The 19,705-nt window shown below is 71.6% G+C and carries 22 protein-coding genes; 19 read left to right on the forward strand and 3 right to left on the reverse strand.

What is annotated here, in order from left to right:
- The first annotated feature begins 14 nt into the window (after positions 1 to 14).
- On the forward strand, positions 15 to 956 hold the full coding sequence (gene miaA, locus IFT77_RS10210) for a tRNA (adenosine(37)-N6)-dimethylallyltransferase MiaA (protein ID WP_192169894.1): 942 nt from the start codon (positions 15 to 17) through the stop codon (positions 954 to 956).
- Positions 953 to 1,831: a diaminopimelate epimerase gene (dapF, locus tag IFT77_RS10215; RefSeq protein WP_192041336.1), complete on the forward strand. Its 879-nt coding sequence runs from the start codon at positions 953 to 955 to the stop codon at positions 1,829 to 1,831. The genes miaA and dapF overlap by 4 nt, the downstream gene beginning before the upstream one ends.
- A 74-nt stretch (positions 1,832 to 1,905) precedes the next feature.
- Here the strand turns inward: dapF and IFT77_RS10220 are convergent, their stop codons facing one another.
- Positions 1,906 to 2,529 (reverse strand): methyltransferase, encoded by a 624-nt coding sequence (locus IFT77_RS10220; protein ID WP_192041337.1) that lies wholly within the window; start codon positions 2,527 to 2,529, stop codon positions 1,906 to 1,908.
- Between the two features lie 81 nt (positions 2,530 to 2,610).
- On the opposite strand from IFT77_RS10220, the gene hflX reads away from it, so the two are divergent.
- Positions 2,611 to 4,182, forward strand: coding sequence for a GTPase HflX (gene hflX / locus IFT77_RS10225; RefSeq protein ID WP_192169895.1), 1,572 nt, complete (start codon positions 2,611 to 2,613; stop codon positions 4,180 to 4,182).
- A gap of 76 nt (positions 4,183 to 4,258) precedes the next feature.
- On the opposite strand, the gene lexA is transcribed toward hflX, so the two are convergent.
- Positions 4,259 to 4,945, reverse strand: a complete 687-nt coding sequence (lexA, locus tag IFT77_RS10230) for a transcriptional repressor LexA (protein WP_192041339.1) — start codon at positions 4,943 to 4,945, stop codon at positions 4,259 to 4,261.
- A 252-nt stretch (positions 4,946 to 5,197) separates the two neighbouring features.
- Between lexA and IFT77_RS10235 the strand changes: the two genes are divergently transcribed.
- From IFT77_RS10235 to IFT77_RS10260, 6 genes are all read left to right on the forward strand, one after another.
- Positions 5,198 to 5,572, forward strand: coding sequence for a LysM peptidoglycan-binding domain-containing protein (locus tag IFT77_RS10235; RefSeq protein ID WP_197980655.1), 375 nt, complete (start codon positions 5,198 to 5,200; stop codon positions 5,570 to 5,572).
- A gap of 81 nt (positions 5,573 to 5,653) precedes the next feature.
- Positions 5,654 to 6,739, forward strand: a complete 1,086-nt coding sequence (locus IFT77_RS10240; protein WP_192169896.1) for a histidinol-phosphate transaminase — start codon at positions 5,654 to 5,656, stop codon at positions 6,737 to 6,739.
- Complete coding sequence (gene hisB, locus IFT77_RS10245; RefSeq protein ID WP_192041342.1) at positions 6,736 to 7,350, forward strand: imidazoleglycerol-phosphate dehydratase HisB; 615 nt, start codon at positions 6,736 to 6,738, stop codon at positions 7,348 to 7,350. Before IFT77_RS10240 ends, hisB begins: the two co-directional genes overlap by 4 nt.
- Positions 7,347 to 7,982, forward strand: a complete 636-nt coding sequence (gene hisH / locus IFT77_RS10250; RefSeq protein WP_192169897.1) for an imidazole glycerol phosphate synthase subunit HisH — start codon at positions 7,347 to 7,349, stop codon at positions 7,980 to 7,982. Before hisB ends, hisH begins: the two co-directional genes overlap by 4 nt.
- Before the next feature lie 71 nt (positions 7,983 to 8,053).
- Positions 8,054 to 8,803 carry a bifunctional 1-(5-phosphoribosyl)-5-((5-phosphoribosylamino)methylideneamino)imidazole-4-carboxamide isomerase/phosphoribosylanthranilate isomerase PriA gene (gene priA / locus IFT77_RS10255; protein WP_123548713.1) on the forward strand — a complete coding sequence of 250 codons (750 nt, stop codon included), beginning with the start codon at positions 8,054 to 8,056 and terminating at the stop codon, positions 8,801 to 8,803.
- A complete protein-coding gene (locus IFT77_RS10260; protein WP_192169898.1) occupies positions 8,800 to 9,579 on the forward strand; it encodes an SseB family protein in 780 nt (259 codons plus the stop codon). Before priA ends, IFT77_RS10260 begins: the two co-directional genes overlap by 4 nt.
- 39 nt (positions 9,580 to 9,618) lie before the next feature.
- Here IFT77_RS10260 and IFT77_RS10265 read toward each other — a convergent pair whose 3' ends face one another.
- Positions 9,619 to 9,957 carry a DUF1844 domain-containing protein gene (locus tag IFT77_RS10265; RefSeq protein WP_123548743.1) on the reverse strand — a complete coding sequence of 113 codons (339 nt, stop codon included), beginning with the start codon at positions 9,955 to 9,957 and terminating at the stop codon, positions 9,619 to 9,621.
- Positions 9,958 to 10,308: 351 nt separating this feature from the next.
- Here IFT77_RS10265 and infC point away from each other — a divergent pair, with 351 nt between their 5' ends.
- From infC to pheT, 10 genes are all read left to right on the forward strand, one after another.
- Positions 10,309 to 10,935: a translation initiation factor IF-3 gene (infC, locus tag IFT77_RS10270; protein ID WP_123548744.1), complete on the forward strand. Its 627-nt coding sequence runs from the start codon at positions 10,309 to 10,311 to the stop codon at positions 10,933 to 10,935.
- Between the two features lie 3 nt (positions 10,936 to 10,938).
- Complete coding sequence (gene rpmI / locus IFT77_RS10275; protein WP_123548715.1) at positions 10,939 to 11,133, forward strand: 50S ribosomal protein L35; 195 nt, start codon at positions 10,939 to 10,941, stop codon at positions 11,131 to 11,133.
- 30 nt (positions 11,134 to 11,163) lie between these two features.
- Positions 11,164 to 11,556 carry a 50S ribosomal protein L20 gene (rplT, locus tag IFT77_RS10280; RefSeq protein ID WP_192041343.1) on the forward strand — a complete coding sequence of 131 codons (393 nt, stop codon included), beginning with the start codon at positions 11,164 to 11,166 and terminating at the stop codon, positions 11,554 to 11,556.
- A 109-nt stretch (positions 11,557 to 11,665) separates the two neighbouring features.
- The gene (locus IFT77_RS10285; RefSeq protein WP_192041468.1) at positions 11,666 to 12,478 is read left to right on the forward strand and encodes an RNA methyltransferase; all 813 of its coding nucleotides are present in this window, start codon (positions 11,666 to 11,668) and stop codon (positions 12,476 to 12,478) included.
- A gap of 82 nt (positions 12,479 to 12,560) precedes the next feature.
- Entirely contained in the window at positions 12,561 to 13,298 is a 738-nt protein-coding gene (locus IFT77_RS10290) for an amino acid ABC transporter ATP-binding protein (protein WP_192041344.1), read from the forward strand.
- A gap of 125 nt (positions 13,299 to 13,423) precedes the next feature.
- The gene (locus IFT77_RS10295) at positions 13,424 to 14,302 is read left to right on the forward strand and encodes a glutamate ABC transporter substrate-binding protein (protein ID WP_192169899.1); all 879 of its coding nucleotides are present in this window, start codon (positions 13,424 to 13,426) and stop codon (positions 14,300 to 14,302) included.
- 102 nt (positions 14,303 to 14,404) lie between these two features.
- Positions 14,405 to 15,070, forward strand: a complete 666-nt coding sequence (locus IFT77_RS10300; RefSeq protein ID WP_123548746.1) for an amino acid ABC transporter permease — start codon at positions 14,405 to 14,407, stop codon at positions 15,068 to 15,070.
- On the forward strand, positions 15,067 to 16,011 hold the full coding sequence (locus IFT77_RS10305; RefSeq protein ID WP_192169900.1) for an amino acid ABC transporter permease: 945 nt from the start codon (positions 15,067 to 15,069) through the stop codon (positions 16,009 to 16,011). The genes IFT77_RS10300 and IFT77_RS10305 overlap by 4 nt, the downstream gene beginning before the upstream one ends.
- Positions 16,012 to 16,126: 115 nt before the next feature.
- The gene (pheS, locus tag IFT77_RS10310; protein WP_192169901.1) at positions 16,127 to 17,167 is read left to right on the forward strand and encodes a phenylalanine--tRNA ligase subunit alpha; all 1,041 of its coding nucleotides are present in this window, start codon (positions 16,127 to 16,129) and stop codon (positions 17,165 to 17,167) included.
- On the forward strand, positions 17,167 to 19,671 hold the full coding sequence (pheT, locus tag IFT77_RS10315; RefSeq protein ID WP_192169902.1) for a phenylalanine--tRNA ligase subunit beta: 2,505 nt from the start codon (positions 17,167 to 17,169) through the stop codon (positions 19,669 to 19,671). Before pheS ends, pheT begins: the two co-directional genes overlap by 1 nt.
- Positions 19,672 to 19,705 lie beyond the last annotated feature (34 nt).

Genomic DNA, 19,705 nt, shown 5'->3' on the forward strand with positions numbered 1-19,705 from the left:
TACACTGGGGCACCATGTCGACGGTCGGTGAAGCGCTGGGCGACGGCCTGGTCGCCGTCGTCGGCTCGACCGGCACCGGCAAGTCCGCGTTCGCGCTCGAGCTGGCCGAGCGTTTCCGCGATGCGGGGCGGTCTGCCGAGATCGTCAACGCCGACGCGATGCAGCTCTACCGGGGCATGGACATCGGCACGGCCAAGGTGCCCGAGGTCGAGCGCCGAGGCGTGCCGCACCATCTCTTCGACGAGCTCGAGGTCACAGCCGAGGCCAGCGTCGAGTGGTACCAGTCCCGTGCCCGTGCAGTCATCGACGACGTCCTCGCGCGCGGCGCCGTGCCTCTCCTGGTGGGCGGATCCGGGCTCTACGTCTCGAGCGTGCTCTTCGACTTCCGGTTCCCGGGCACCGACGTCGCTGTGCGACAGCGCTTCGAGCGGCTGGCCGAGAGCGGCGGCCCCGGCGCGCTGCACGAGTTGCTCACGCAGACCGATCCGGTCGCCGCCGAGCGGATCGGGCCGCACAACGCCCGGCGGCTCGTCCGGGCCCTCGAGGTGGGCGAGATCACCGGCGAGCCGTTCTCGGCGGCCCTGCCCGACGAGGCACGGCGGTGGCGTCCCTCCTCGATCGTCGGGATCGCCGAGGAGAGACCGGTCCTCGTCGAGCGTCTCGACGCCCGCGTCCGGCGCATGTGGGCCGACGGCCTGCTCGACGAGGTGCGCGGCCTGCTGCCGCTCGGCCTCGCCGACGGGATCACCGCCTCCCGGGCCATCGGCTACGCCCAGGCGGCGGCGCAGCTGCGGGGCGACACCGACGAGGAGGCGGCGATCGCCGAGACGCAGGCGCTCACGCGTCGCTACGCCCGCCGCCAGGTCAGCTGGTTCAAGCGGTACCCGGACGTCGACTGGTCGACCACCGGCGACCCGGCGGCCGTCGAGCGGGCCCTCGCTAGACTCCTCGCGTGACCACGACGCTCCAGTTCACCAAGGGACAGGGCACCGGGAACGACTTCGTGTTGTTCACCGACGCCGACGGCGAGACCGACCTCGACGGGGTGGCCATCCGCGCCCTGACCGACCGTCGCTTCGGCGTGGGGGCCGACGGGGTCATCCGTGCCGTCCGCTCGTCCGCGCTCCCGGCCGGCGCCGCGGCGCTGGCGAGCGATCCCTCGGCCGAGTGGTTCATGGATTACCACAACGCCGACGGCAGCCTCGCCGAGATGTGCGGCAACGGCGTCCGCGTCTTCGCGCGTTACCTGGTCGAGCGCGGCCTGGTCGACCTTCCCGTCGGCGAGGCCCTCACGATCGGCACGCGCGCCGGCGTGCGCACGGTGCGGCGTGACGGCTCGGGCTTCCGGGTCGACCTCGGCGCCTGGGCGCTCGGGGACGACGAGCCGACGGTCCGCGCCCGGGAACTCCACGCGGCGAGGCCGGGCCTCTCGCTCTCTGTCGGCAACCCGCACGTGGTCGTCGCCCTCGCCTCCGACGACGAGCTCGACGGGCTCGACCTCTCCTGGGTGCCGGTGCTCGACCCCGCGCCCGCCGAGGGCGCCAACGTCGAGTTCGTGGTCCCGTCCGACCCGCTCGTGGTCGACGGCATCGGTCGCATCCGCATGCGCGTGCACGAGCGGGGCAGCGGCGAGACGCTCTCGTGCGGCACGGGTGCCGCGGCTGCGGCACTCGCCGTGCGGCACTGGGCCGGTGCGGGCGCGCCCGACGACTGGGCCGTCGAGGTGCCGGGCGGCGTGCTCGGGGTCCACGTCGCGCCCGGGGCCGACGGTGAGCACGTGTCGCTCAGCGGACCGGCCGAGCTCGTCTTCAGCGGGGCGCTGACCCTTTAGCGTCCGTCCGTCCGCCACGCGTGGGCGCCGGGGCCCCGGGCCGCGAGGGCGCACGCCCTGTCGTCGTCGCTCGTCTATGCGAGGGACGAGGAGGCGCGACGGGCCCGCAGCACGCGGTATCCCTTGCTCGTCGAGGCCCGCTCCACCTGCACCACGTCCGCCATGGTCGCGTTCATCCACGCCTGGAGCGAGTCGGCGCCGAGGTTCTTCTGCACGACGAGCCAGGCGTCGGAGCCGGGCTCCAGGCGAGGGAGCCACGTCTCGAGGAGGCCGTGCAGCACTTCCTTGCCGACGCGGATGGGCGGATTCGACCAGATCGATGCGAACACGACGTCGTCGGGAACACCGTCGGGCGTCACGGCGTTGACGTTGACGAGGCCCGCGGCCCGTGCGTTCTCACGGACGAGGTCGAGGACCCTCTCGTTCACGTCGACGGCCCACACCGTCGCGTCGGGTGACGACAACGCGAGGCTCAGTGTGATGGGGCCCCATCCGCACCCGACGTCCAACAGGTCGCCCGTCGCGGGCGGCTGCGGTGCACCGGCCAACAGGACGGCCGTGCCCGGGTCGACCCTTTCGGGGCTGAAGACGCCCGACGCCGTCGTGAGCGTCAGCTCTCGCCCTGCGAGGGTCGCCGTGATCGTCCGCCGACGCAGCTCGCTCTCCGGGTTCGGGGAGAAGTAGTGGTCGTTGGTCACGCACGACAACCTACCGAACATCAGCTGCCTGGCCCGTGACGGCCCAGGCTCGACCCCCTCCGGAGGGCTAGTATCACTTCGATGACAGACACCCCCACGACCCCGCTCGACGACGAGCGCGACGGACAGCACGGCGACGACGTCGTGGCTCGGGTCCTCGAGCGTGCGGCGTCGCGGGCGTCCGCCTACACGATCTTCTCGCCGGCCCAGGCGATCCAGACCCGTTCCCTCGACGCATCGGGCGACGGCGACCAGTACGACCGCGAGGACCGCGCCGCGCTCCGTCGCGTGGCCGGCCTCTCGACCGAGCTCGAGGACGTCACCGAGGTCGAGTACCGACAGCTCCGCCTCGAGAACGTCGTCCTGATCGGCGTCTGGTCGCAGGGCTCGCTCTCGGACGCCGAGAACTCGCTCCGTGAGCTCGCCGCGCTGGCCGAGACCGCGGGCGCCTCGGTGCTCGACGGCCTGCTGCAGCGTCGGCCGAACCCCGACCCCAGCACCTACCTCGGCAAGGGCAAGGCGGAAGAACTGCGGCAGACCGTGGCCGCCCTCGGCGCCGACACGGTCATCGCCGACACCGAGCTCGCACCGAGCCAGCGGCGTGCGCTGGAGGACGTGGTCAAGGTCAAGGTGATCGACCGCACGGCCGTCATCCTCGACATCTTCAGCCAGCACGCGAAGAGCAGGGAGGGCAAGGCGCAGGTCGAGCTCGCCCAGCTCGAGTACCTGCTCCCTCGCCTCCGTGGCTGGGGCGACTCGATGTCGCGTCAGGCCGGTGGCCAGGTCGGCGGTGCCGGCGCGGGCATGGGCAGCAGGGGCCCCGGCGAGACGAAGATCGAGCTCGACCGTCGCCGGATCCACACGCGCATGGCCCGCCTGCGACGCCAGATCAAGGAGATGAAGCCGGCACGTGACGCCAAGCGCGCCAACCGCGACCGCAACGAGGTGCCCTCCGTGGCCATCGCCGGCTACACCAACGCCGGCAAGTCGAGCCTGCTCAACCGGCTGACGAGCGCCGGCGTCCTGGTCGAGAACGCCCTGTTCGCGACCCTCGACGCGACCGTCCGCAAGAGCGCGACCGCCGACGGCCGTCCCTTCACCTACGCCGACACGGTGGGCTTCGTCCGCAACCTGCCGCACCAGCTCGTCGAGGCGTTCCGCTCGACGCTCGAGGAGGTCGCTGGCTCGGACGTCATCGTGCACGTCGTCGACGGGTCGCACCCCGACCCCGCCGCACAGCTGGCGACGGTGCGCGAGGTCATCGGCGAGGTCGACGGCCGGGACATCCCCGAGGTCGTGGTCTTCAACAAGAGCGACCTCGTCGACGACGACCAGCGGCTGGTGCTGCAGGGGCTCGAGCCGACGGCCGTCTTCGTCTCGGCGCGCACGGGCGAGGGCATCGACGAGCTCCTCGCCAAGCTCGCCGGGCTGCTGCCCGAGCCCGAGGTCGAGCTCGACCTGCTCGTGCCCTACGACCGCGGCGACGTGGTCTCGCACCTGCACGACTCCGGCCGGGTCCTGACGACCGACTACGACGAGCAGGGCACCCGGGTCCACGCCCGCGTCTACCCGAGCGACGTCGCGGCGCTCTCGCCGTTCGTGCGCACGGACGCTGCCGACGCCGTCGAGACCGGGGAGCCAGCCGCCTCCTGAGCCGTCCGCTCCCCGCACGACGAAGCGCCTCCCGCCCGGTCAGGGCAGGAGGCGCTTCGTCGTTGTCGGGACGGCGTCAGACCGAGCGGAGCACCGCCACGACCTTGCCGAGGATCTGCGCGTGGTCGCCCACGATCGGCTCGAACGCGCTGTTGCGGGGGAGCAGCCAGGTGTGGCCGTCCCGCTGTCGGAACACCTTGACGGTGGCTTCGTCGTCGAGCATGGCCGCGACGATGTCGCCGTTCTCGGCGTCCTGCTGCTGTCGGACGACCACCCAGTCGCCGTCGCAGATGGCGGCGTCGATCATGGACTCGCCGACGACGCGGAGCATGAACAGCTCGCCCTTCCCCACGAGCTGGCGGGGGAGCGGCATGACGTCCTCGACCTGCTGCTCGGCCGTGATCGGGATGCCGGCCGCGATGCGCCCGACCATCGGCACGTGGGCGGTGTCGCCGTCGTCGCTCGTCGAGAGGATGCTCGTGACCGTGGCGACGGGGGCCGGTTCGCCCAGCACCTCGAGGGCGCGGGGGCGGTTCGGGTCGCGACGGATGCGGCCGGCGAGCTCGAGCTGGTTCAGCTGGTGGGTCACGCTCGACAGCGACTTGAGGCCGACGGCGTCGCCGATCTCGCGCATGCTCGGCGGGTAGCCGCTCTGGGCGATGCTCGCCTGGATGGCGGCGAGGATCGACTCCTGCTTGGCGGTGAGCGCCTTGCGCGGGGGCGTCGCCGGGGCGGTCGCCGTGGCGCTGTGCCGGTCGGTCATGTCTCTCCTGCCGTCGATGTCGGTGGTCGCTGGTGTACTCGTCCCACCGACTGGAACCTATCGGATCACGGCCGCCTGGCGAAACACATGTTCGAGTGTGTCGCGCATTCCTGCACCGGGTGTTCGAAGAAAGTGGTTGCCGTCGGGCTCGATCGAAGATATGTTCGGTACACGTCTTCGTGTCCGGCATTCCCGGCCGAGTGCCGGGCACGAACTCGTACGACCAACTCTCGCGGTGAAAGGAACCACCTCATGAGCAGCATCAGCAGCAGCACCCTCGGCACGACAACCGGCGCCACCGGCCCCAGCGTCCCCCGCACGCGCCTCCGCATCACGCGTCGAGGCCGACGGGTCGTGGGCGCGGCGGTCGCGCTCGGCGCAGCGGGCATCGTCGCCGCGGGCCTCCTGCTCGGCCCGGGTGCCGTGGCGTCCGACCAGGCTGCCGACGTGTCGTTCGCGCAGGTCACCGTCGAGGGCGGCGAGTCGCTGTGGCAGGTCGCGAGCGAGATCGCTCCCACCAAAGACCCGCGCGACGTCGTCAGCGACCTCGTCCGCCTGAACAACCTGCCGAGCGCCGAGGTGGCCGCGGGCCAGACGCTCGCCGTCCCCGAGAAGTACAGCCGCTGATCTGATCTGATCTGATCCGGCCTGCCCGGCCTGACAGGTCACGGTGAGGTCGGCGCTCCGCTCGCCGCCTACCATGGCCTCGTGTCCTTCAGCCTCGCCGACCTGCCCATCCGCGACGACCTCAAGGGGCTGACGCCGTACGGCGCTCCCCAAGAGCGGGTGCCCGTCGCCCTCAACGTCAACGAGAACACCCACCCCGTCCCCGCCGACGTCGCCGCCGACATCCTCGAGGCCGTCGGCGCGGCCCTCGTCGACGTGAACCGCTACCCCGACCGCGAGTTCTCGCTCCTCCGCGACTCGCTCGCGGGCTACCTCGGGCACGGTCTCAGCCGCGAGCACATCTGGGCGGCCAACGGCTCGAACGAGGTCATCCAGCAGATCCTCCAGGCGTTCGGCGGCCCGGGGCGTTCCGTCCTCGGCTTCCCGCCCACGTACTCGATGCACTCGATCATCGCGGCGGGCACCGGCAGCACCTGGCTCGAGGGTGCCCGCGACGAGGGCTTCGCGATCTCGCCCGAGACGGCGGTCGCCGAGATCGAGCGTCTCCGACCCGACGTCGTCTTCTTCTGTGGCCCGAACAACCCCACGGGGACCCCGCTCGACCTCGAGACGGTCCGAGCCGCCTACGACGTGACCGACGGCATGGTGTTCGTCGACGAGGCCTACGCCGAGTTCATGCCGGCCGGTCAGCCTACGGCGCTGACGCTGCTCGAGGGGCGGGAGCGCCTGATCGTCTCGCGCACCATGAGCAAGGCCTTCGCCTTCGCCGGTGCCCGGGTCGGCTACATGGCCGCGCACCACGCCGTGGTCGACGCCCTCCGTCTCGTGCGCCTGCCCTACCACCTCTCCTCCCTCACGCAGGCGGCGGCCGTGGCCGCTCTCGCCCACGCCGACGAGATGCTCGCGATGGTCGACGACATCAAGGCCCAGCGCGACCGCATCGTCCGTGTCCTGACCGAGCTCGGCTACAGCCCGTGGCCGACCTGGTCGAACTTCGTCCTCTTCGGGGGCGTCGACGACCCGGCCGACGTCTTCCGCCGCCTCCTGGCCCGGGGCGTGATCGTCCGCGACCTCGGGATCGAGGGGCACCTCCGGGTGAGCGCCGGCACGGAGGCGGAGACGACCGCGTTCCTCGACGCGCTGCGCGACATTAGGCTCTTCTCGTGACCGATCAGCCCCGCGCCCGCACCGCCTCCTCGTCCCGCGAGACGAGCGAGTCGCGCATCCAGCTGTCCCTCGACCTCGACGGGACGGGGCGCTCGTCGATCGACACGTCCGTGCCGTTCTTCGACCACCTCCTGACGGCCCTGTCGAAGCACTCGCTCATCGACCTCGACGTGTCGGCGGCGGGCGACACCCACATCGACGTCCACCACACGGTGGAAGACGTCGGCATCGTGCTCGGCGGCGCGATCAAGGAGGCGCTGGGCGACAAGGCCGGCATCTCCCGCTACGGCGACGCGCTCGTGCCCCTCGACGAGGCGCTGGTCCAGGCCGTCGTCGACGTGTCGGGCCGCCCGTACCTCGTGCACACCGGCGAGCCCGAGGGCTTCGAGTACCACCTCATCGGCGGGCACTTCACCGGCTCGATGGTGCGCCACGTCTTCGAGGCGATCACGTTCCACGCCGGCATCACGGTGCACGTGCGGGTGCTCGGCGGTCGTGACCCGCACCACATCGCGGAGGCCGAGTTCAAGGCGTTCGCCCGGGCCCTGCGTCAGGCCGTGCAGCCCGACGCCAGGGTGACCGGGGTGCCGTCCACGAAGGGCGCCCTGTGACGGTCCGTCCCACGGTGGCCGTCCTCGACTACGGCAGCGGCAACGTGCACTCGGCGGTCAAGGCCCTCGAGCTCGCGGGCGCCGACGTCGAGCTCACGCGCGACCGCGCCAGGGTGCAGGCGGCCGACGGGCTCTTCGTCCCCGGCGTCGGTGCCTTCGGCGCCGTGATGAGCCAGCTGCAGTCGGTCCGCGGCGGCGAGATGATCGACCGGCGACTCGCGGGCGGCCGTCCCGTGATGGGGATCTGCGTCGGCATGCAGGTCTTCTTCGAGGGCGGGGTCGAGCGCGGAGCGACGACCGGCGGCCTCGGCGAGTGGCCCGGCGTCGTCGACGAGCTGAAGGCCGAGGTCCTGCCGCACATGGGCTGGAACCTCGTCGACGCTCCCGAGGGCAGCGTCCTCTTCGACGGCGTGCGCGACGAGCGCTTTTACTTCGTGCACTCGTTCGCGGCGCAGGCCTGGACCCTCGACGTGATCCGCCCGTTCCCCGAGCCCCACGTCACGTGGGCCGACCACGGCGGGCGCTTCGTCGCGGCCGTCGAGAACGGTCCGCTCTGGGCCACGCAGTTCCACCCCGAGAAGTCGGGGCAGCCGGGCATCAGGCTGCTCTCGAACTGGCTCGGGACACTCTGAACCCCCTCTGATCCGACCGCGATCCCGGCCCCGTCGGCGACAGCACGCGGCACGCCCGCGAGAGAGACACCATGAGCGACTTCTGCACGACCCCCGGCCTCACCCTGTTCCCCGCCGTCGACGTCGCGGGCGGGCAGGCCGTCCGCCTGACGCAGGGCGAGGCCGGCACCGAGACGGGCTACGGCGACCCCGTGGCGGCGGCCGACGACTGGAAGTCGCAGGGCGCCGAGTGGCTGCACCTCGTCGACCTCGACGCGGCGTTCGGTCGGGGCGACAACCGGTCGATCATCAAGAAGGTCATCAAGCAGGTCAAGGGCATCGACGTCGAGCTCAGCGGCGGCATCCGCGACGACCGCTCGCTCGACGACGCGCTGAGCACCGGCGTCAAGCGCATCAACCTGGGCACCGCCGCGCTCGAGAACCCCGAGTGGGCCGCGCACGTCATCGCCGAGTACGGCGAGGCCGTCGCGGTGGGCCTCGACGTGCGGGGCACGACGCTCGCCGCGCGCGGCTGGACGGAGGACGGCGGCGACCTCTGGACGGTCCTCGCTCGCCTCGAGGACGCGGGGTGCGCCCGCTACGTCGTCACCGACGTGACGAAGGACGGCACCCTGACCGGCCCGAACACCGATCTGCTCCGGCAGGTGATGGAGCGCACCGACCGTCCCGTCATCGCCTCGGGCGGCATCTCGAGCCTGGACGACATCGCGGCCCTCCGCGAGCTCGTTCCCCTCGGCCTCGAAGGGGCCATCGTGGGCAAGGCCCTCTACTCGGGTGCCTTCACCCTCGCCGCCGCGCTCGACGTCGCATCGGTGTCGTGAGCCACGGCCACGAGCCCCTGCCCGCGGCCGACAGCGCCGGGCGGCCCTTCGCGGGCCGCACCTTCGAGCACCACGACACGGCCCACGCCGGCGACGACGGCTCGGCCGACCCGCGCCTCCTCGAGGCCCTGGTCCGCTTCGGCGCGGGCGGGCTGCCCGAGCACGAGGTCGTCGACGCCCTGCGCCCGGCGCGCCTGCTCATCCCGCTCGTCGCGGTCGCGGGGGAGGAGGGGCTCGACGACCACGGTCGCCGCGTCGACAAGACGCAGGAGCTGTCCATCGTGACGGTCGCCGGACCGGACGGTCGCGCGGTGCTGCCGGCGTTCACGAGCGTCGAGGCCCTCGGCCGGTGGGACGCCGTGGCGCGTCCTGTCCCCGTCGACGCGCGACGGGTCGCGCTCGCGGCCGTGGCCGAGTCGACCGAGCACCTCGTGCTCGACCCGGGGTCGCCCACCGAGTTCGGCGTCCGGCGACCTGCGCTCTGGGCCGTCGCCCGGGACCTTCCCTGGGTCCCCGCCCACGCGGACGAGGCGGTCCTGCAGGCGTTCCTCGCCGCGTCGACCGACGAGGAGGCGCTGGTCGGGCTGGCGATCTCGCCCGGCTACCGAGGCGCCCGCCTCGGTACGCCCGAGATCGTGGTCCGACTCGCCGTGCGTGCCGGCCTCGACCAGCTGCAGCTCAACGAACTGCTGCAGCGCCTCCAGGCGTCCTGGCAGGCCGACCCCGTGATCGTGGACCGCGTCGACAGCATGTCCGTCAGCGTCGTCCCCGCCTGAGGCGGGTCGTGTCGACGGGTCAGTTCAGCTGGCCACGGGTCAGGTGACCGGGCCGGTGAGCTTCTCGCCGGGGCCCTTGCCGACGGCGTCGGGGATCGAGCTGGCCTCGCGGAAGGCGAGCTGCAGCGAACGGAGGCCGTCGCGCAGGGCACGGGCGTGCTGGTCGCCGATCTCCGGTGCGCTGGCCACGACGAGGCCGGCGAGCGACGAGATGAGCTTGCGCGCCTCGTCGAGGTCGGTCTGCGCCGCGGGGTCGTCGGCGAGGCCGACCTTCACGGCCGCCGCGCTCATCAGGTGCACGGCGACGGTGTTGATGACCTCGACGGCGTTGACGTCGGCGATGTCGCGGACGGCGTCGGACGGGTGCTCGACCGGGATGCCGACGGGGGCGTCGTCGGGGCGGTCGGCGGGGTGGGTGTGCGGGGTGTGGCTCACGTGCTGATCCTCTGCTAGGCTTCTCCAGGCTCGCAGCGTCTGCTGCGTGCGAAAGTGGAGATTCTCCCACCCGCGCTTGACCGTCACACGAGGTTACCGGGTTGTTGGCACCCCGTTCGATCCGCACCACCCCGAAGAGCGATCCTCGAGGCGGAGCAGGCTGAGCAGCCAGGGTGCAGTGCACCGCCGTCGACAGACGGTGCGCGTCGCGAGAGCGACCGGTGCGCGAACCTCCTCTTTCCCTGCAGGCCCTCCGGGTCGGCAGGTGACGAAGCGACGACAGAGGAGTTCCGCATCAGCGATCCCCGTACGAACGACCGTATCCGCGTCCCCGAGGTCCGCCTCGTGGGGCCTGCAGGTGAGCAGATCGGCGTCGTTCCCATCGCCATGGCGCTGCGTCTCGCCGCAGAGGCCGAACTCGACCTGGTCGAGGTGGCCCCCAACTCGAAGCCTCCCGTGGCCAAGATCATGGATCACGGGAAGTTCAAGTACGAGGCTGCGCAGAAGGCGAAAGAGGCCCGGCGCAACCAGGCGAACACCATCCTCAAAGAGGTCCGGTTCCGTCTGAAGATCGACAAGCACGACTACGAGACCAAGCGCAAGCGCGCCGAGGGCTTCCTCGAGGGCGGCGACAAGGTCAAGGCCATGATCCTGTTCCGCGGTCGCGAGCAGTCGCGTCCCGACCAGGGCGTGCGTCTGCTCCAGCGCTTCGCGGAGGACGTGTCCGAGCTGGGCAGTGTCGAGTCCACCCCCACCATCGACGGCCGCAACATGGTCATGGTGATCGGGCCCCACAAGAACAAGTCCGAGGCGAAGGCCGAGGCCGAAGCTCGCAAGGCGGCGAACAAGCCCCCGAAGCACCCCACGTCCGACAAGGCGGCGGCCGATGCACCGGCCGAGCCGACAGAAGAGAGCAAGTAAGACATGCCCAAGCAGAAGACCCACTCCGGTGCCAAGAAGCGTTTCAAGGTCACCGGTTCCGGCAAGATCATGAAGCAGCAGGCCGGCATGCGCCACAACCTCGAGGTGAAGAGCGCCAGCCGCAAGGCGCGCCTCAACCAGGACCAGCTGTTGGCCCCGGCCGACGCCAAGGTCGCCAAGAAGCTTCTCGGTCACTGACCGCTGACACGAACGTAGAGGAACAAGAAAATGGCAAGAGTCAAGAGAGCGGTCAACGCCGCCAAGAAGCGTCGCGTCATCCTCGAGCGCGCCGAGGGCTACCGCGGTCAGCGTTCGCGCCTGTACCGCAAGGCCAAGGAGCAGGTCACCCACTCCCTCGTCTACTCGTACCGTGACCGCCGTGCGCGCAAGGGCGAGTTCCGCCGCCTGTGGATCCAGCGCATCAACGCTGCGTCGCGACAGAACGGCCTGACCTACAACCGCCTCATCCAGGGCCTGTCCCTGGCTGGCATCGAGGTCGACCGTCGCATCCTCGCTGAGCTGGCCGTGCACGAGCCCGCCACCTTCGCGTCGATCGTCGCGACGGCGAAGGCCGCGCTGCCCGCCGACACCTCGGCCCCCAAGGCCACGGCCGCCGCGTAGTCACGACTGCGTCAGCACCACCTCACGCAGGGCCCGGACAGCACTCGCTGTCCGGGCCCTCCGTCGTTCCCGGGGCCGGGTGCGGCATAGTTGTCGCGTGCGCACCCCTCTGATCGACAACCCCCGTTCGCCGCGAGTCCGGGCGGTGGCGAAGCTGTCCAAGCGGGACGCCCGCACCGAGACGGGGCTGTTCCTGCTGGAGGGGCCGCAGGCGGTGTCCGAGGCCCTCGCGTTCCGTCCCGAGCTGGTCCTCGAGCTCTACGTCACGCCCACCGCCCTCGAGCGGCACCCCGGGCTGGCCGACGCGGCCGGCGAGGCGGGCCTCGAGGCCGAGTTCGTCACCGAGGCCGTGCTCGACGCGATGGCCGACACCGTGACCCCGCAGGGCGTCGTGGCCGTGTGCCGCCAGTTCCCGACGTCGGTCAAGGACATCTTCGCCGAGGGCGACGACGGCGGGCCGAAGCTCATCGCCATCCTCGAGGAGGTGCGCGACCCGGGCAACGCCGGCACGATCATCCGTGCCGCCGACGCGGCCGGCGCCGACGCCGTCGTGATGACCGGTCGCAGCGTCGACCTCTACAACCCGAAGGTCGTCCGGGCCACGACCGGCTCCCTCTTCCACGTGCCCGTCGCCGTCGGCATCGACCTGGCGAGCGTCGTGGCGCGGTGCGCCGAGGCCGGGATCCAGGTGATCGCGGCCGACGTCAAGGGCGACGACCTGCTGCAGGCGCGGCGGGAGGGCGTCCTCGACGCGCCGACGGCCTGGCTCTTCGGGAACGAGGCGCGCGGGCTCACCGACGACGACCTCGCCCGGGCCGACCGCGCCGTCGTGGTGCCCATCTACGGGCACGCCGAGTCGATGAACCTGGCGACCGCCGCCTCCGTCTGCCTCTACGAGAGCGCGTTCGCCCAGCGCTCGTAGGCCGACCGGACGGCTCGTTTCGGTTGCGTTACGAATCAGCTGTGAGTTTGACCCCCTTCCGGGCGTCTGTTTGTGTGGACCCATGGAACCCCTCGTCGTGGTCGACCACGTCAACAAGCACTTCGGTCAGCTGCACGTCCTCAAGGACGTCACGACCACGGTCGGGCGTGGCGAGGTCGTCGTGGTGATCGGTCCGAGCGGCTCGGGGAAGTCGACGCTCTGTCGGGCGATCAACCGCCTCGAGACGATCGACGACGGCGTCATCTCGATCGACGGCACGCAGCTGCCCGACGAGGGCGCCGCGCTGGCGAAGCTGCGTGCCGACGTCGGCATGGTGTTCCAGAGCTTCAACCTCTTCGCCCACAAGACGGTGCTCGAGAACGTCACCCTCGGCCAGATCAAGGTGCGCGGCCGCTCGAAGGCCGAGGCCGAGAAGCGCGCGATGGAGCTGCTCGACCGCGTGGGCGTGGGCAACCAGGCCTCGAAGATGCCGTCGCAGCTCTCGGGCGGCCAGCAGCAGCGCGTCGCCATCGCCCGTGCCCTCGCGATGGACCCGAAGGTGATGCTGCTCGACGAGCCCACCAGCGCGCTCGACCCCGAGATGATCACCGAGGTGCTCGACGTCATGGTGCAGCTCGCGAAGGACGGCATGACCATGGTCGTCGTCACCCACGAGATGGGCTTCGCCCGGAAGGCCGCCGACCGCGTCGTCTTCATGGCCGACGGCCAGATCGTCGAGGAGTCGACGCCCGAGGAGTTCTTCACGGCGCCGAAGTCCGACCGCGCCCGCGATTTCCTCTCGAAGATCCTCACGCACTGAGCCCGGGCGCCTCGCTCGCGACGCGCCTCCTCGTGCCCCCGTCCCGGCTGCCCGCCCGGACGAGGAGGCGCCCCCAGACTCCCGGACGTCGACCGTCGGCCGGGTCACCCAGCAAGGAGAACGACATGCGACTCAGCAAGGGATTCGTCGCCGTAGCCGCAGCGGCCGTGACGGTGCTCGGCCTCTCGGCCTGCACGGACTCGGCCGCCCCCGAGAGCTCGGTCGACGTCGAGGAGGTCGCGGACTTCCAGGACGGCACCACGATGGCTCGCCTGGCCGAGGCCGGCGAGATCACCATCGGCACCAAGTTCGACCAGCCGCTCTTCGGCCTGGACGACGGCTCGGGCACGCCCCAGGGCTTCGACGCCGAGATCGGCAAGCTCGTCGCCGCCAAGCTGGGCATCCCCGCCAGCGGCATCACGTGGGTCGAGACGGTCTCCGCCAACCGCGAGCCCTTCATCCAGAACGGCGACGTCGACCTCGTCATCGCCACCTACACGATCAACGACGCCCGCAAGGAGGTCGTCTCGTTCGCCGGGCCGTACTACCAGGCCGGTCAGGACCTGCTGGTGCTCGAGGGCAACCCCGACGGCATCGAGAGCGTCGACGACCTCGCGGGCAAGAAGGTCTGCACCGTCAGCGGCTCGACCAGCGAGGCGAACATCGCCGAGCACGTCAGCGCGCCGACCGACATCATCGCGACCGACACCTACTCGAACTGCCTCGAGCCGCTCCGCACCGGTGCGGTCCAGGCCGTCACGACCGACAACGTGATCCTGGCCGGCCTCGCCGACCAGAACGAGGGCGAGTTCGAGGTCGTCGGAGAGCCCTTCACCGAGGAGCCCTACGGCATCGGCCTCGCGCTCGACGACACCGACTTCCGCATGTTCGTCAACGACACGCTCCAGGACGCCGAGGACGACGGCACCTGGGACGAGCTGTGGGAGGCGACGGCCGGCAAGGTCCTCGAGACCCCCGAGCCCCCGGCGATCGACCGCTACTAGCGACACCGGCGGGCACCGTGTCGCGACCTGCGCACGGTGCCCGCCACCGCCTCCTGCCCGTGTGGGCAGCCGCCCTGACCTGAGGACACCCTTGTGAACCCCCTGGACGTCATCCCCGGCTTCGACGCCGTGATCGACAACTGGCCCCGATTCTGGGGCGGCTTCGTCACGACGCTGCAGCTCCTCGTCCTGTCGGGCGTCGGCGCGATCGTCATCGGCTTCGTCGTGGCCGCCATGCGGATCTCTCCTGTGGGCTCCTTCCGGGTCTTCGCGACGGTCTACACCGAGGCGATCCGCAACGTCCCGCTGACGCTCGTCCTCTTCTTCTGCGCGTTCGTGCTCCCGTACCTCGGCGTCGGGATCGGCTACTTCCCGCTCGCGGTGATCGGCCTGACGCTCTACACCTCGCCCTTCGTGGCCGAGGCCGTCCGCTCCGGCGTGAACGGCGTCCCGGTGGGCCAGGCCGAGGCCGCCCGCAGCATCGGCCTGGGCTTCGGCCAGACCCTGACGCTCGTGATCATGCCGCAGGCGATCCGCATGGTCATCCCGCCCCTCATCAACGTGATCATCGCCCTGACGAAGAACACCTCGGTCGCGGGCGGGTTCTTCGTCGCCGAGCTGTTCGCCGCGGGGCGCTTCATCGCGAACTCCCGCGGCGACGCGGTCATCACGACGCTGTTGTCGGTGGCCGTGTTCTACCTGGTCGTCACCATCACCCTGGGTCGCGTCGCGGCCCTCGTCGAGAAGAAGGTCGCGGTCCTGCGATGAGCACGAACGTCCTCTACGACGCCCCGGGCCCGAAGTCCCGCCGCACCTCGCGCATCATCTCGGTGGTGGGCGTGGTCCTGGTGGTCGCGCTCGTCGCCTACGTCGCGTACCTGCTGGGCCGCCCGCGCGTCAGCGCCAACGGTGCCGTCACCGCCAGCGTGCTCGACCCCTCGCGCTGGGACATCCTGCTCGACCGCAACCTCTGGCGGAACATCGGCCGCGGCTGGCTGGCCACGGTCCAGGCCGCCGCCGTCGCGTCGGTCCTCGCGGTGGCCATCGGCGTGCTGTTCTCGTTCCTCCGCACCGCCCGCACCGCCTGGGTCCGGGTGCCGACCACGGTCGTCCTCGAGTTCTTCCGCGGCATGCCCGTGCTGCTGATGATGCTGTTCATCCTGCTGGTGTTCTCGACGGGCGCCTTCTGGGCCGTGGTGGCCGCGCTGGCGGTCTACAACGGAGCACTCATCGGCGAGGCCCTGCGCTCGGGCATCGCCGCCCTGCCGCGAGGCCAGCGCGAGGCGGGGCTGGCCATCGGCCTCTCGCCCGTGCAGACGCGCTTCGCGATCGAGTTCCCGCAGGCGTTCCGCCAGATGCTGCCGATCATCCTGGCGCAGCTGGTCGTCCTCCTGAAGGACACCTCGCTCGGCTACATCGTCGGCTACGTCGAGCTCACGAGGCAGGGGCTCAACCGGCTCGGCACCTCCTACGGCAGCACGTACACGTTCACGCTCTTCGCGGTCGTCCTCGTGGTGTACCTCGTCACGAACCTCGTCTTCTCGTACGTGGTGCGCGTCGTCGACCGGCGCACCGGCCGACGCGGCGTCGTCCGGACGAAGGGCGGGGGAGGCGGTCTCGGCGGCCCCGGTCTGCTCGCCCGCGCCGGCCGACCGAACATCCCCGCGACGACCGGGGACGCCGGCGGAGGCGGCGGCGGCGGTCGCTGACCTGCCGCACCGTCGCACCGACCGCTCCTCCCCGGATCCGCGATCCGCGCCTCCTCGTCCCCAGGGCACGAGGAGGCGCGGGTCGTCTCCCCAACGATCGCTAAGCTTGGTTCTCGTGTCAGACTCCGTCCCCATCTCCGAAGAGGCCGTCTCGGCTGCGGTCGACGCGGCCCTCGCCGCCGTCGCGACCGCCGCCTCCGTCGCCGAGCTCAAGGCGGCCCGTGCCCAGCACGCCGGCGAGGCGTCGGTCCTGGCACGCATGAACGCCGGTCTTCGCGACCTGCCGAACGACCAGAAGGCCGCGGCGGGCAAGCTCGTCGGCGGCGCCCGTGGCCGTGTCGGCCAGGCGGTGGCAGGCCGTGAGGGCCAGCTCGCCGAGCTCGAAGAGACGCAGCGCCTCGTCGACGAGGCCGTCGACGTCACGGCCCTGCCCACTCGTCGTCGCGTCGGTGCGCGGCACCCGCTCGCCCTCCTGCAGGAAGAGATGCTGGACCTGTTCGTCGGCATGGGCTGGGAGGTCAGCGAGGGGCCCGAGCTCGAGCACGAATGGTTCAACTTCGACGCCCTGAACTTCGACGCCGACCACCCGGCGCGTGCCATGCAGGACACCTTCTTCGTCGACCCGGTCGACGCTCACCTCGTGCTGCGCACGCACACGTCGCCCGTGCAGATCCGCACGCTCCTCGCGAAGGAGCTGCCCGTCTACAACGTCGCCACCGGTCGCGTCTTCCGCACCGACGAGCTCGACGCGACGCACACCCCGGTCTTCACGCAGATCGAGGGCATCGCCATCGACCGCGGCCTCACGATGGCGCACCTGCGCGGCACGCTCGAGCACCTGGCACGCTCGATGTTCGGGCAGGGCGCGCAGATCCGGCTCCGGCCCAACTACTTCCCCTTCACCGAGCCGAGCGCCGAGATGGACGTCTGGCAGCCGAACGCCAAGGGCGGCGCGCGCTGGGTCGAGTGGGGCGGCTGCGGCATGGTCAACCCGAACGTCCTCCGGGCCGCGGGCATCGACCCCGAGGTGCACCAGGGCTTCGCCTTCGGCATGGGCATCGAGCGGACCCTCCAGTTCCGCAACGACCTCAACGACATGCGCGACATGGTCGAGGGCGACGTCAGGTTCAGCGAGCAGTTCGGGATGGTGGTCTGATGCGGGTTCCGCTGAGTTGGCTCGGCGAGCACGTCGACCTGCCGGTCGACGTCTCCCTCGAGCACGTGCACGCCGCGCTGGTGTCGGTCGGCTTCGAAGAGGAAGACGTCCACGTCGGCGACGTGACGGGCCCCCTCGTGGTGGGCCAGGTGCTCGAGCTGCAGCCCGAGCCGCAGAAGAACGGCAAGACGATCAACTGGTGCCAGGTCGCCGTCGGCCCCGACGACGTCCGCGGCATCGTCTGCGGCGCCCACAACTTCGTCGTGGGCGACAAGGTCGTCGTGTCGCTGCCGGGCGCGGTCCTGCCCGGGCCGTTCCCGATCGCCGCGCGCAAGACCTACGGCCACGTGTCCGACGGCATGATCGCGTCGACCCGTGAGCTCGGCCTCGGCGACGAGCACGACGGCATCCTCCTGCTCAGCTCGCTCGGCCTCGACCCCGAGGTCGGCACGGACGCGATCGCGCTCCTCGGCCTCGACGAGGCCGCCGTCGAGATCAACGTCACGCCCGACCGCGGCTACGCGCTCAGCATGCGCGGCGTGGCTCGCGAGTACTCCCACGCGACGGGCGCCTCCTTCACCGACCCGGCCGGCACCGTCGAGGCCGCGGCGGCGGACGGCTTCGGCGTGAGCGTCGTCGACGACGCCCCGGTGCGCGGCCGCCAGGCCGTGGCCACCTTCGTCACCCGGGTCGTCCGCGGCATCGACGCCTCGCGGCCGACGCCGACCTGGATGTCCTCCCGCCTGCGCCTCGCCGGCGTCCGCTCGATCTCGCTGCCGGTCGACGTCACGAACTACGTGATGCTCGAGCTCGGCCAGCCGATCCACGGCTACGACCTCGACGCGGTCCAGGGCGGGTTGACGGTCCGCCGTGCCGCGGCGGGCGAGCAGCTCGAGACCCTCGACGGCACCGTCCGTGCTCTCCACGTCGAGGACCTAGTCATCGCGGACGAGCAGGGTGCCGTAGGCCTGGCCGGCGTCATGGGCGGTTCGCGCACCGAGATGGGCGCGGGCACCACCGACGTGCTCGTCGAGGCCGCCACGTTCGACCCGGTGTCGATCGCCCGGACCGCTCGTCGGCACAAGCTGCCGAGCGAGGCCTCCCGTCGGTTCGAGCGCGGCGTCGACCCTGCCGTCTCCGCCCCCGCGGCACAGCGGGTCGTCGACCTGCTCGTCGAGCTGGCCGGCGGCACGGCCGACCCGCTCGGCTCCTCCCTCGACGAGTCCGTCGCGCCCGGGGCGATCGAGCTGCCGCGCGACCGCGCCGCCCGCCTCATGGGCGTCGACTACACGGCCGACGAGGTCGTGGGAGCCCTTCGCGCCGTCGGCTCCGTCGTCGTCGAGTCGGGCGAGGGCTGGCAGGTGACCCCGCCGACGTGGCGGAGCGACCTCCGCACGTCGGCCGACCTCGTGGAAGAAGTGGCCCGCATCACCGGGTACGACCGCATCCCGTCGGTGCTGCCCGTGGCGCCTCCCGGGCGTGGGCTGTCCCGCGAGCAGAAGCTCCGCCGCCGGGTCGCGGCGTCGCTGGCCGCCGCGGGATCGGTCGAGGTCCAGGCCTACCCCTTCGTCCGTCCCGACCAGAACGCCGCCTTCGGCTCGATCGACGGCTCGGACACCGGCTCGACGGTCCCTGCCGTCACGCTCGCGAACCCGCTCGACTCCGCAGCGCCCCAGCTGCGTCGCTCGCTGCTCCCCGGCCTGCTCGACGTCGTCCGCCGGAACACCTCCCGTGGGCTGGTCGACGTCTCGGTCTTCGAGAGCGGCACGGTCTTCCTGCCGATCGAGGACACGACCTACGGCACCGCCGAGGTCCCCGCCGGTGCCCAGCGCCCCGGTGACGAGCTCCTCGACCAGCTGGCCGCCAGTCTTCCCGCCCAGCCGCGGCACCTGGCCGTGGCTGTCGTCGGAGACGCGATCGACCGCCAGCCGGGCCAGCCGGCCGTCGCCGCCGGCCTGGCCGACGTGCTCGACGACCTGCGGGTCTCCGTCCGCGCCGCCGGGGCCGAGGCCGTCTTCCGCACGGGCCGGCACCCGTCGCTGCACCCCGGGCGCACGGCCGAGGTCCTCGTCGCAGGCGAGGTCGTCGGCGTGGCCGGCGAGCTGCTGCCCACGGTGTCGGCCGAGCTCGACCTGCCGCGCGTCGTCGCGGTCGCCGAGATCGACCTCGACCGTGTCCTCGCGCTGTCCGACGTCCCCGTCCAGCCGACGGCGATCTCGTCCTACCCGGCCGCCACGCAAGATCTCTCGCTCGTCGTGGGCGTCGACGTCGCCGCGGGCGACCTGCTCGAGACCGTCCGCGAGGGCGCCGGCGACCTGCTCGAGTCCGTTCGGCTCGTGGACGACTACCGGGGCACCGGGCTGCCGGAGGCGAGCAAGTCGCTGACCTTCGCGCTGCGGTTCCGTGCCGACGACCGCACGCTCACGGCCGCCGAGGCGACCGAGGCCAAGCAGGGGGCCGTCCGCCTCGCCGGCGAGCGATCTGGGGCGACGCTCCGCGAGTGACCTCGCGAGGCGCCGCCGCCCTCGATCCTCGACC

It is taken from the genome of Frigoribacterium sp. CFBP 13729 (genome assembly GCF_014841875.1).
In the GTDB taxonomy this organism is placed as follows: Bacteria; Actinomycetota; Actinomycetes; order Actinomycetales; family Microbacteriaceae; genus Frigoribacterium.